Origin of the sequence: Saccharomonospora marina XMU15, from assembly GCF_000244955.1 — a bacterium.
In the GTDB taxonomy this organism is placed as follows: domain Bacteria; phylum Actinomycetota; class Actinomycetes; order Mycobacteriales; family Pseudonocardiaceae; genus Saccharomonospora_A; species Saccharomonospora_A marina.
Genome location: NZ_CM001439.1, coordinates 4,536,064 through 4,548,073, shown reverse-complemented (window position 1 = coordinate 4,548,073; position 12,010 = coordinate 4,536,064). Strand labels below are relative to the sequence as shown.

Genomic DNA, 12,010 nt, shown 5'->3' with positions numbered 1-12,010 from the left:
TACGGCGGACCGGCGAGGAGTTGAGTTGACCGTGGAACTGCTGCGCAACGCGGTACGGCCGTACGCATGGGGCTCCAGGACGACGATCCCGGAGCTGCTCGGCAGGCCGGTGCCCTCGCCACACCCGGAGGCCGAGCTGTGGATGGGTGCCCATCCGGGTGACCCGTCGCGCGTGGTGGGCGTGGACGGAACCGAGCGCAGCCTTCTGGAAGTCGTCGAGTCCGACCCGGTCGGCCAGCTCGGCGAGCGATGCGCGAGCCGCTGGGGTGGCAGGCTGCCGTTTCTGCTGAAGATCCTCGCGGTGGAGGAACCGCTTTCGATGCAGGCGCACCCCTCGGCGAAGCAGGCGGCGGAGGGGTACGCCCGTGAGGAGGCCGCGGGCATCCCGAGGGACGCGGCCAACCGCAACTACCCCGACCCGACTGCCAAGCCGGAACTGGTGTGCGCGCTGACGGAGTTCCACGCGCTCGCCGGGTTCCGCGACCCGTACCGCACGGTGGAGCTGCTGAAGGCGATCGACACGCCGGGGCTGACCAAGTACACCGAGCTGCTCGCGGCGCAGCCCGATCCCGACGGCCTGCGGACGTTGTTCACCACGTGGATCACGTTGCCGCAACCCGCGCTGGACCGGCTGCTGCCCGAAGTGCTCGACGCCTGCGTGCACCACGTCAAGGAGCACGGTGAGTTCGACACCGAGTGCCGTACCGTGCTCGGCCTCGGTGAGGCCCACCCCCGTGACGCGGGCGTGCTCGCCGCGTTGCTGCTGAACCGGCTCACGCTCAGTGCGGGCGAGGCCATCTACCTGCCCGCGGGCAACCTGCACCTCTATCTGCACGGAACCGCCGTGGAGATACTGGCCAACTCCGACAACATCCTTCGCTGCGGGCTGACGCCCAAGCACGTCGATGTGCCGGAACTGCTGCGGGTGGTCGACTTCGCGTGCGGCGACATGCCGGTGTTGCGCGGGGAGCCACAGGGACGCACAGCCGTGTACAGCACCGACGCGCCGGAGTTCGAACTCTCCCGCATCGCGTGGGACGCCGGTGATCACGGCGAGTTCGAACTGCGGGGCACCGGTCCGGAGATCCTGCTGTGCACGGTGGGTGAGCTGCTGCTGTGCTCCGACGACGGAACCAAGGTCGAACTGCACAGGGGTGAGTCGGTGTGGTTGCCCGCCTGCGAGGCATCGGTGCGGCTGCGTCCGGTGACGGCAGGCCCCGCACACGTGTTCCGGGCGACGGCGGGTACCTGCACCGACGCGCCGTGACGTCGGTGCAACAGCAAGAGCACACGAACGGTGTAGCAACTGTGTTCGTTCCGTGTGGTGCCCTTCTCCATACTCGCCTGTGTGAGTGACACACCACGTCACTCAACTGGGATCGAGTTCAAGGAGAACAACGCTGTGACATCGCAACCGACAGCGTCGGCCGGACCGGTCGGGCAGGCGGCTGCCACCCCGGCCGTGCGCCGCCCCGGCACCCTGCTGGCGGCCATCGGCATCGCCGTCGCCGCTGCCATCGCCACGATCGTGAGCGGGATCGTGATGGTGACCGGCGGGGAGGACCTCGCGATCGACATCGTCGCGACGATCGCGGACGAGGACGCCGCGAGTGTGCGTGATGCCATGGCCGGGTCCGCTCTCATGGGCGAGGCCGTGGACACGCTCAACGCGCGCGGCATCATGGCGCTCGTCACTGGGGCCGCACTGCTGCTGTTCGCCCTGTTCATGGGCCGCGCCGCGGTTTGGAGCCGGGTGCTCGTGACGATTTCCGCCGCGCTCCTGCTGTTCGTCGACCTCGTGATTCTCGGCGACGAAGGCACCAAGTTGATGCAGATGCCCGCCGCACTGGGCATCTTGGGAGCGATCGCGACCTTCGTGCTGGTGTGGTTGCCGCCCAACAACCGCTACGCCAGGCAGCTCAAAGCCAATCGCTGACAGGGGGTGGTGCCGGGCGCGTGCCGACGAGTGCGCGTCCGGCATCTCGCGTCAGCTCGAGCAGCAGCGCCACCAGGGTGACAGCGCTGGCGTCGGAGGGGTTGGCCAACCGATCCGCCTCAGCGGCGGCCCGCTCCGCGAGCCCGTCCTCACCCACCACCTCGTAGGCCCTGACGAGCACCCGCAGCGTGATCGCCACCGAGGCGACGCTTCCCATCTGCCTGAACTCGGTCAGGCAGTCGCGCAGCGCCGCGATGGCCTCGGCCACCTTTCCCTCACCGATCATCCAGGCAGCGATCGCCCTGCCACACGACAGTTGCCTCGGCCGCTCGTCGAGTTCGCTGGCCAGCAGGTGAGCCTCGGTGTAGGCAGCCATCGCGCCCTGCCGTCGCCGCAGGCCGGCACGGATGGCGCCCAACGTGCGTAGCGAACGAGCCAGTGCGGAACGCACGGGCAACGGCCGCAGCAGCGACACCGACTCCTCGGCCAGCTCGTGTGCGGTTTCCAACTCCCCGCACAGTGCCAGCGACCAGGAAAGCCCGTGCAGAGCCAGTGCTATCCGCAGCGGATCGCCGGACAACCGAGCCGCGGCGAGTGTTCGCCTGCAGGCGCGGACGGACTCCTCCAGCCTGCCGAGCCGGTTGAACGCCTCCGCCTTGACAAGCTCGACGTGCTGCACGCCCATCTGGTCGGTGCCGAGCAGCTTCAGTGCCCTGTCGGCGATGTCGAGTGCCTCCTGCGGCCTGCCTAGGCCGATCAGGCAGCCCGCCAGATTGCCGGTGACCCACGCCGCCGTGCCGCGCTCGCCCAACTCGCTGAGCAGGGCCGCGCACCGTCGGTATCGCCGCTCGGCTTCGTCGTGCTCGCCACGGGCATGCACCAGCACGGCGATGTTGGCCTCCGCCCATGCCTCGATCCTGCGCTCACCCACCCGGCGCGCCCGCAGCCGCAGCCGCTCATGGCAATCGCGCATGTCGGCGTACTGACCGCGAAGCCACAGGTAGGCGCCCAGCCGCTCCAGGATCATGACGGCCTTGTGGTGCCAGCCGATCCGGAAGATCGAATCGATCACCGTCACAAGGTTCGCCTGCTCGGTCGCGAACCACGCCTGCGCGTCGTCCACCAGCCGCGCGACCGTCTCTCTGGACAGCGGCTGTGGTGGCAGGCCTGCCGGTGACCGCATCGGCAACGGAACCGTCCACGGCAACTGCCGCGCGGCGGCGTCGGTGAGCCCGAGGGTGGCGTCGACGATCCCGCGCACGGTTCGCACCTGCTCCTCGCTGCTGTGGAGCTGCTCCTGCTGCTCCCGCGCGAAGACCCGCACCAGGTCGTGCAGCCGGTACCTCGGCTCGCCGGTGCTGTCGGTGCTGATCGGCGCCAGCAGGCTGGCCTCGACCAGTTCCTCGATCACCCCGTCGGCTACGGGGCGCCCGATCAGCACCGCGATCGCCCACGCGGGCGCGCTGATGTCACCGCACAGCGCCAATGCGCGAATGGCGTCGCGAGCCGCCGGGCTCAGTGCGTGGTAGCTGAGCGCGATGCTGGTGCGAACCTGCCGGTCGTTGACGGCCAACTCGTCCAGCCGGTTGCGCTCGTCGTCCAGCCGGTCGGCCAAGGCGCGGAGTCGCAGATTCGGGCGCATCGCCAGGCGGGTGCCCGCGATGCGCAGGGCCAGCGGCAGGTTGCCGCAGGCGGCCGCGATTCGCGCGGCCGCGACCGGTTCGGCCGTCACGCGCTGCCTGCCGACGATGCGTTCGAGCAGGGCGGTGGACTCGGCATCGGTGAACGGACCCAGCGGCACCCGGTAGGCGCCGTCGAGCCCGCTGAACCGGAACCTGCTCGTCACGAGCACGGCACAGCCTGGCGTGCCCGGTAGCAGCGGCCGTACCTGCTCCGGCGACGCGGCGTCGTCGAGCACGACCAGCACCCTGCGGTCGGTGAGCCTGCCTCGGTACGCGGCCGCCCTGGCCTGCGGGTCGTCCGGAATGGCCGGGCCCGCCACTCCGAGCGCGCGCAGCAGGTCGGCGAGTACGTCCGCGGGGTCGCGTGGCGCGCTCGCCCCGGCGAGGTGCACGAACAGCTGGCCATCGGGGAACAGCGTGCGAACCCGGTGAGCCGCGCGCGCGGCCAGCGCACTCTTGCCCGACCCGGGCTCCCCGCTGACAACGGTGACCGGCACGGTCTGCTCACCCGCCGCGAGCAACTCGGTGATGGTGTCGAGCTCGGTCCGCCTCCCGAAGAAGTCGCTGAGGTCGGGTGGTAACTGGCAGATCGGCCATGGCGCGACTGAGCCGGCTGCCCCAGCGGCCCCCGCGGACCCGGCGGTCGCTGTCGCGACGCTTCGGGCCCTTCTCACGTCGTCCTCTCCGCTGAGCACCGCAGCCTGCGCGCGGCGCAGCTCCGCGCCCGGCTCCACCCCCAGCTCCTCGACCAGCCGAGACCGCGTCCTGGTGTAGACGGCGAGCGCGTCTGCCTGCCTGCCACCCCGCCGAAGCGCCAGCATCAGCTGCGCGGCCGCGCGCTCACGCAGCGGGTGTTCGGCGAGGAAGCCCTCGAGCTCACCGACGACTTCGGTGTGTCGGCCGAGGTCCAGTTCGGCGTCGAAGCAGTCCTCCAGCACGGTGAGCCGTTCGGCGTCGAGCGCGGCCGTGAACGCGGCGAGCTGGGGCACGTGCACGTCGGCGAGCGCGGCGGGGCCACGCCACTGTGCGAGCGCGTGGCGCAGGCATGCCACAGCGGCCGCGGGGTCCCCTTCCCGCACGGCGCGCCTGCCTTCGGTGGTCTTCAGCCGAAACATCCGAAGGTCGAGATCGCCGGGGTGGGCCAGCAGCCGGTAGCCCCTCGATTCGTGCAGGATGTTGATCCCGCCAAGGCGTTCGCGTAGCCGGGACAGGTAGGTGTGCAGGTTCGAGGCGTAGGACTTGGGAGGGACATCCGGCCACAGCGCCTCCACGAGGCGATCCACCGGCACGAGTTCCCCCTCGTGGCACAGCAGCATCGCCAGCAACGCGCGTTGCCGCTGTCCCCTCAGCCGAACCTGTTCCCCAGTGGCGCTCGTGGCGGTGAGTGGCCCCAGCACTCCGAACCTGGTCATCGTGTCCTTCCCCGCACGAGGTGGGACATCCTACGCAGGTCGTACAACCGCGGGGCAGCGGAGGTGAGGTGGGCGGCCACGAGGAAGGCCGAGGCTCTAAGCTGCAACCCGACCGAGCGTCGAATGCGACAGGGGGCAGCCGTGGCGGCAGGCGGTGGGTTGAAGGCGATCATCGCGGCGTTGCTGGCCAACGCGGGTATCGCGATCGCCAAGTTCGTAGGCTTCTTGATCACGGGTTCGTCGTCGATGCTCGCCGAGTCTGTGCACTCGGTGGCCGACACCTCCAATCAGGGCTTGCTGCTGCTCGGCCACAAGACGTCGAAACGGCGAGCCACCTCCGAACACCCGTTCGGCTACGGCAGGGACCGCTACTTCTACTCCTTCATCGTGGCGCTGATGCTGTTCACGCTCGGCTCCGCGTTCGCGTTGTACGAGGGAATCCACAAAGTTCAGCATCCGGAGGAACTGACCACCCCGGTCGTGGCCATCACCATCCTCGTGGTGGCGATCGTGCTGGAGACGTTCAGTTTCCGCACCGCCATCGTGGAGTCGCGAGCGATCAAGGGCGACAAGACCTGGTGGGCGTTCATCCGGCAGTCGAAGACGCCTGAGCTTCCGGTGGTGCTGCTCGAGGACGCGGGTGCGCTGTTCGGCCTCGTGTTCGCGCTGATCGGCGTGGGGCTTTCGGTGGTAACGGGTGATCCGGTGTGGGACGGCATCGGCACCGTCATGATCGGTGTGCTTCTCGGGATCATCGCGATCATTCTCATCGTGGAGATGAAGAGCCTGCTCATCGGCGAGGGCTCAGGGCAGCGGGAACTCGCCACGATCATGGGCGAACTGACTGCCGACGGTATCGAGCGCGTCATCCACATCCGCACCCAGTACATCGGGCCGGAGGAGCTGTTGGTGGCGGCGAAGCTGGCGATGCGCAAGGGCCTCTCGATGTCGGAGGTGGCCCGAGCCATCGACGACGCCGAGACCAGGGTCCGGCAGAAGGTGCCGGTGGCCCGGCTCATCTATCTCGAACCTGACCTCGATCGCACGGCCGACGACAAAGCCACCGCCCCTCATTGAGGCGCCATCGGGCGGCAGCGAGGCGGCCTCGGGGTGGCCCTGAGGCGGCACGTTTCTCACTTTCTGTAGCGCCCGGTTGAGCGTTCCGTGTGGCAAAGGTTGCGATATGGGTCCGGTTTGGTGCGCCATGGTCACCGATCGAGATCGATAGCGTTACCGCCTGGTCCGCGCGTGCGTCGATCTTCATTCGGGTGGGTTAGGGTCCGTGCGGCTTGGCGTCCTGGCCCCCCGGGCGCCGTTCACTCGTCCCCATCCGCACGGGAGATACCGCATGTCTGTGAGTCCGAGATCCCTCCTGCGCGTCGTCGCGGCCTCCGCGATGACGCTCGGCCTGCTGGCAGGCACGACCGGCCTCGCCTCGGCGACGAACGAGCCGAGCCCCAGTGACAGCCGAGCGACCGTCCACGGTGGCAATGTCGATGCCGGCCAGGAGCAGAAGGACCCATGCGGCACGGCGGGCCTCGACGGCGAACCGCTACCGCTGGACGAGGACGACCCCGAACAGGTCCGGGGCGGAGACGGCACGCAGTACCTCGACATCCTCGACATCCCCGAGGCAATGACGGTGACCGGAGTCGTCGTCAAGGGCGGCAACGGCTACAACGTCTACTCCGTCGCCGACCTCGGCCAACTGCCTTGGGAAGACCTGCAAGCGCCGCTGACCGGCCAGAACGACAACCTGCCGGACATCAGTCACTGGTTCGTCTGCGGCGAGAAGGACGGCGAGGACTCCACGACCACCACGAAGCCCTCCGAGACCGGCACCACGACCGAGACCTCCGAGCCCACCACCAGCGGCACCGAGCCGACGAGCACACGCCCCACCGAGACCACCGAAAGCGCCACCACGAGCGGTGGCGCGGCCGCCGCCACCACGACCACCCAGCCCGCGGTCTCACCCGCAGGTGACAGCGGCGACCTGGCTTCCACCGGCTTCAGCGGCGGCTGGCTGCTCGGCGTCGGCGGCGCGCTGCTCGTCGGCGGCGGGGCACTGCTGGCACTCGCCAGGGCGCGCCGAGGCAAGGCGTAACTCCTCGCAGAGAGGAGTCAACCTTCTGCCGAGTTCGGCCTGCCGAGCGGATCGCCACCTTCGGGGATTCGCTCGGCAGGCCGCTCGACGCCGTCGCCGCCGCGCCGGTCGAGCCCGGCCGCCAGCACAACGGCGCGATCCCACTCCGGGTCGGCCACGTAGTCGGCGTGGCGACGAACACCCGCGAGCCACCTGCGTCCGCTTCGCGGCTCCAGCATCGGGTCCGGCAACCAGTGGTCACCGCCCAGCACCAGCACGCCACCCGGCCCCCGCACCGCGGGCTCCAGCGCGCCGACACCCCCGTCGCGCAGGTACCCGACGCCGAGCAGCTTCCCGCCCGCGACCTGGTGCCGCCACGTCGTCGCGCCGCCGCCGAAGGTGTCGGTACCCCGGCACAGCCCGCGCCACCTGCCACCGAGCATCCCGTACAGCCGCGCCAGCGAGGCATGCGAGAAGACGGCGGGAAACGCCCGCTGGTACCCCCATTGCAGCGGTGCGCCCGCCGTCAACACCCCGATCCGGTCGCGGTCGTGTTCGGGCAGGTCCGCGGCGAGCCTTCCCGCCGCGGCGACAGCGAGCAGCCCGCCGAGGTGATACCCGGCGAGTACCACCCGGCTGCCCGGCTCCTTCAGGTGTTCGCGTGCCCGCTGCGCCACCTCGGGCACGACCTTGACCGCGTAACACGGCGGCACGGCCGGATGTGCCGCTCTCGGCCAGAAGCAGACGAGATCGGCGAAGGCACCGAGGTGCCTACTCCGCTGCGCGCCCGTCGCGGCGGTGTACACCGCCCGCAGCAGCCCGGCGGCCAGCAACCCCAGCGCCGCCACCCCGACGGCCGAAAGCGGTGCCAGCCACCCCGGGATCGAGCCGAAACCCAACCGCACCGCTACCAGCGCTGCCGCGCCGATCCCCATCGCCACCACCACGGCGAGTACCAGCCGGTGCAGGTACTTGCGTTCCCAACTGGCGCGGGCCCACGCGTCGGCCGCCCGCTTCTCGTCCGCCTGCTTCGTGCCCATCAGCCGGATCACCTCAGGAACACCACGGCCCGCCCTGCGCAGCGGAATCGCCACGGCGACGCTGAACAGCGCGAGCAGCGCCGCGAACACCAGCACGCCACCCCACAGCAGGGTGATGAGCGTGTATCCGGCAGGCAGGCGAAGTCCGGCATCACCGATCAGTCCGCGAGCCGCGATGGCGAGTCCGGCTCCGAACCCACCGCCGAGCAGGCCCGCCAGTGCCAGTGCGGGCGCCGCCGCCCAGCCGCCCGCCCACGGACGCAACCGCTTCGGCAACGCCGACCACGCCTGCCTCGCCAGCAGCGCGGCAGGCACGAGCAGCAACGCGAACAGCGCGCACACCACGAGCAGCGCGGCACCGATGGCCTCCACCATGCCGTTGCTGCCAGCCAGCGCGGGCGGCAACGGGGTCCGCAGCAGCGCGACAGCCACCACCAGGCCGGTCGCGGCGACCAGCAACACCCCGCGCAGCATCGGAACGAGCAGTCGGCGGGCGCGCAACGCCACCGCACCCGCCGCGAACCCGAGCAGTGTCACCGCGAGCGCCCACGAGATCACCTGCGGTGTGCCGTGCGGTGCCCGCAGCGGGCCGCCGAGCAGCAACAGCGCCACACAGGCCAGCGCGGCCACGGTGTGCAGGCAGCGCAGCATCGGCGTGTCGCCGGTGTCGACGAGTTGGTCACCCGGTAGGTCGGGGCCGGTGACCCTGGCCCGCTCGGCGTCGGCCGCACCACTGGACAGCGACCAGTTCACCGACGAGATCCGGTACAGCACCCCGATCACAAGCAGCAACGGCAACACTCCCACGGCGGTGCGAGCCCAGTCGGTGTGGCGAAGCCACTGCGGCGCGTACGGCAGGCACGGCGAGGCCGGCCGCAGGCACTGCACAGCGATCAGGTCGAGCGTGACCACGGCGAGTTGACTGATGAGCAGCATCGTCAGCAGCAGCGCCGCGATCCGGAGCAAGCCCCGGCACACCGCACCAAGCATTGCGGGCGCCGCCCTTCCCGGCGGCTCCGGTGGCAGCATCCAGTGCGCGACGTTGGCCAGCGAGAACGGGAACAGCAGTGCCCACGTCGCCTTCGCTGCGCCGCCAGAGGTCATCGCGCTCCACAGGTAGCCCTCCAGCGTGCGAGGAACCGAACGGTCGAGCGCCTGCACCACAGGGCCGGGTGCGGGTCGGCGCAGCCGGTCGGAGGGGCGGATCACCCTGCCGACGCCGTCACCGGCGACGTCCACGGTGCCCGCCGAATCGAGCAGTGACTCGCCACTCGTGCCGATCAGCCCGGGAACTCGCAGTTCGACCACGCGGGTGTCGGGACCGGGGATAGGCACAGGCGGCTCCTCGTCGAATTCGGGGTGTTGGTCCTCGTTACCGCAGGCAGGCGACGAGCGAGGACCAACCGTAATCGGCCGGGGTGCACCGCACAGGGTCGGCGACACAGCGAGTCCGAAGAATCGAGTGACAATGCCCCCCGATAGCGTTACCTCGCGGCCGAGAGGGGACGGCGATGAGCGAGTCCTAGGCTGGGCCGATGGGCCGGTTGGTTGTGATCGAGGGCCTCGACGGAGCGGGTAAGCGCACCCTCACCGAGGCGTTGACAAAAGCACTGCACGACCGGGGCAGCAGCGTGTCCACCATGGCGTTTCCCCGTTACGGCGAGAGCGTGCACGCCGACCTGGTACGGGAAGCGTTGCACGGCGAGCACGGGGACCTGGGTGGCTCGGTATACGGCATGGCGCTGCTGTACGCACTGGACCGCAGGGATGCCGCACCGGGCATCCGGGCCGCGTTGGCCACGCACGACGTGGTGCTGCTCGACCGCTACGTCGCCTCCAATGCCGCATACCAGGCGGCAAGGCTGCACCAGGACATCGACGGCCAGGTGGTCTCCTGGGTCCGCGCGCTGGAGATCGACCGCTTCGGTCTGCCGGTGCCGGACACGCATCTGCTGCTCAGGGTGGCGCCCGCCGTGGCCCGCGAGCGGGCGCGGCACCGCGCCGCGGCCGATACCGCACGGCCGCAGGACGCCTTCGAGTCCGACGACGGATTGCAGGCGCGCTGTGCCCGGCTGTACGACCGGCTGGCGGAAGCGGGCTGGCTGGCGCCGTGGCACGTCGTAGACGGGACCGCGCGGGTCGAGGTGGACGCGCTCGTGGCCGACCTGCTTGCCTCGCCGTGACCGGGCGGCAGGCTCACCTCGGGAAGTGCTACCTCGGGAAGTGCCCGAGCTGGCCGGACAGTTCGGCGGCCGCCTCCGACATGGGCCGCACCAGTTGCTGGATGCGCTCTCTCGACAGCCGGTACGCGGGCCCCGACGCGCTCATGGCGGCGATCACCTCGCCGTCACCGCCGTAGATGGGCACGGCCACCGCGTGCATGCCGAGCTCGAACTCCTCGAAACAGGCCGCGTAGCCGCGCTCGACGATGTGCCGCAGTTCGGTGTTGAGCACCTGCGGCGTCGTCGTGGTGCGAGGCGTGTACCGCTCCAGGCCCGTACCGAGCAGCTCTTGCCTGGCGTCCTCGGCCATGTAGGCCAGTAACACCTTGCCGCTCGAGGTGGCGTGCAGCGGCGTGCGTCTGCCCGTCCAGTTCTGTGCCGTGACCGCCGCCGAGCCGAAGGCCTGGCTGATGTTGATGGCGACCCCTCCGTCGGCGACCGCGATGTTGACCGTCTCGCCGAGCCGCTCCGCCAGTGACTGGCAGGTCTGGTTGCCGAGCTTGGCCAGGTCCATCCGACCGGTCGCCGCACCGGCGAGCCGCACGATCCCGAAGCCGATCGCGTACTTGCCCCTGTCGCCGAGTTGCTCGACCAGCCCTCTCATCTCCAGAGCGCCCACCAGTCTCGACGCGGTGGACTTGTGCACGCCGAGTTGGGCGGCGATCTCGGTGATACCCGCCTCTCCCGCCTGGGCGAGCAGTTCCAGCACCGTGATGGCGCGGTCGACGGACTGGACCGGGCTTGCGGCGCTCTTGGCTGCCTTCGCTGCATCGGAGTTCCGCACAGCGCAACACTAACGTCCGATGGCAAGAGCGCCGGTCACAATGATCGGGCTTGCGGCGGTGGGCGGCGGCGTTGTCGCTGGTCCCACCCGCTCGGTACCGAACCGAAATGACGGGTCGTGCACGGTTACGACCGCGGTAGTGCGAATATGTGCGGTATGAAGGCACGTGTGCTGGTCGTCGACGACGACCCCGCTCTGGCTGAGATGCTCACCATCGTGCTCCGTGGCGAGGGGTTCGACACAGCCGTGGTCGCCGACGGTTCCCGGGCGCTGCCTGCACTACGTGAGCTGAAACCCGACCTTGTGCTGCTCGACCTCATGCTGCCCGGCATGAACGGCATCGACGTGTGCAAGGCGATCCGCGCCGAGTCCGGTGTGCCGATCGTCATGCTCACGGCCAAGAGCGACACCGTTGATATCGTGCTCGGACTGGAGTCCGGTGCCGACGACTACGTGGTCAAGCCGTTCAAGCCCAAGGAACTCGTCGCTCGCGTGCGCGCGAGGATGCGGCGCACGGAATCCGAGCCCGCCGAAACGCTTACCATCGGTGACCTGACCATCGATGTCCCTGGACACGAGGTGATCAGGGACGGCAAACCGATCCCGCTGACGCCGCTGGAGTTCGACCTGCTCGTCGCGCTGGCCCGCAAGCCGCGCCAGGTGTTCACCCGCGAGGTGCTGCTGGAGCAGGTGTGGGGTTACCGGCACGCGGCGGACACGCGACTGGTGAACGTGCACGTGCAGCGACTGCGCTCGAAGGTGGAGCGGGACCCCGAGCACCCCGAGGTCGTGCTGACCGTCCGCGGGGTGGGTTACAAGGCGGGGCCACCGTGAGGAGATTGAGGCAA

At 69.9% G+C, this 12,010-nt stretch carries 9 protein-coding genes; 6 read left to right on the top strand and 3 right to left on the bottom strand.

The features are described from left to right. Positions 1-31 precede the first annotated feature (31 nt). Together manA and SACMADRAFT_RS21435 are read left to right on the top strand one after the other, a co-directional pair. Complete coding sequence (gene manA, locus SACMADRAFT_RS21440) at positions 32-1,267, top strand: mannose-6-phosphate isomerase, class I (protein WP_085977936.1); 1,236 nt, start codon at positions 32-34, stop codon at positions 1,265-1,267. 195 nt (positions 1,268-1,462) lie between these two features. Continuing rightward, positions 1,463-1,936 carry a hypothetical protein gene (locus SACMADRAFT_RS21435; RefSeq protein WP_157617295.1) on the top strand — a complete coding sequence of 158 codons (474 nt, stop codon included), beginning with the start codon at positions 1,463-1,465 and terminating at the stop codon, positions 1,934-1,936. On the opposite strand, the gene SACMADRAFT_RS21430 is transcribed toward SACMADRAFT_RS21435, so the two are convergent. Then, positions 1,920-5,030, bottom strand: coding sequence for an AfsR/SARP family transcriptional regulator (locus SACMADRAFT_RS21430; protein ID WP_009155945.1), 3,111 nt, complete (start codon positions 5,028-5,030; stop codon positions 1,920-1,922). The two genes, SACMADRAFT_RS21435 and SACMADRAFT_RS21430, sit on opposite strands and share 17 nt — an antisense overlap. A gap of 141 nt (positions 5,031-5,171) precedes the next feature. Here SACMADRAFT_RS21430 and SACMADRAFT_RS21425 point away from each other — a divergent pair, with 141 nt between their 5' ends. Both SACMADRAFT_RS21425 and SACMADRAFT_RS21420 read left to right on the top strand, forming a co-directional pair. Next, a complete protein-coding gene (locus tag SACMADRAFT_RS21425) occupies positions 5,172-6,107 on the top strand; it encodes a cation diffusion facilitator family transporter (RefSeq protein WP_009155944.1) in 936 nt (311 codons plus the stop codon). A gap of 271 nt (positions 6,108-6,378) precedes the next feature. After that, positions 6,379-7,137, top strand: coding sequence for a hypothetical protein (locus SACMADRAFT_RS21420; protein WP_009155943.1), 759 nt, complete (start codon positions 6,379-6,381; stop codon positions 7,135-7,137). 17 nt (positions 7,138-7,154) lie between these two features. Here SACMADRAFT_RS21420 and SACMADRAFT_RS21415 read toward each other — a convergent pair whose 3' ends face one another. Next, the gene (locus tag SACMADRAFT_RS21415; RefSeq protein WP_009155942.1) at positions 7,155-9,491 is read right to left on the bottom strand and encodes a hypothetical protein; all 2,337 of its coding nucleotides are present in this window, start codon (positions 9,489-9,491) and stop codon (positions 7,155-7,157) included. A 200-nt stretch (positions 9,492-9,691) separates the two neighbouring features. Here SACMADRAFT_RS21415 and SACMADRAFT_RS21410 point away from each other — a divergent pair, with 200 nt between their 5' ends. Next, positions 9,692-10,339, top strand: a complete 648-nt coding sequence (locus SACMADRAFT_RS21410) for a dTMP kinase (RefSeq protein ID WP_009155941.1) — start codon at positions 9,692-9,694, stop codon at positions 10,337-10,339. A gap of 28 nt (positions 10,340-10,367) precedes the next feature. Here SACMADRAFT_RS21410 and SACMADRAFT_RS21405 read toward each other — a convergent pair whose 3' ends face one another. Beyond that, the gene (locus tag SACMADRAFT_RS21405; RefSeq protein WP_009155940.1) at positions 10,368-11,162 is read right to left on the bottom strand and encodes an IclR family transcriptional regulator; all 795 of its coding nucleotides are present in this window, start codon (positions 11,160-11,162) and stop codon (positions 10,368-10,370) included. A 156-nt stretch (positions 11,163-11,318) separates the two neighbouring features. Between SACMADRAFT_RS21405 and mtrA the strand changes: the two genes are divergently transcribed. After that, positions 11,319-11,996 (top strand): MtrAB system response regulator MtrA, encoded by a 678-nt coding sequence (mtrA, locus tag SACMADRAFT_RS21400; RefSeq protein WP_009155939.1) that lies wholly within the window; start codon positions 11,319-11,321, stop codon positions 11,994-11,996. Positions 11,997-12,010: the final 14 nt, after the last annotated feature.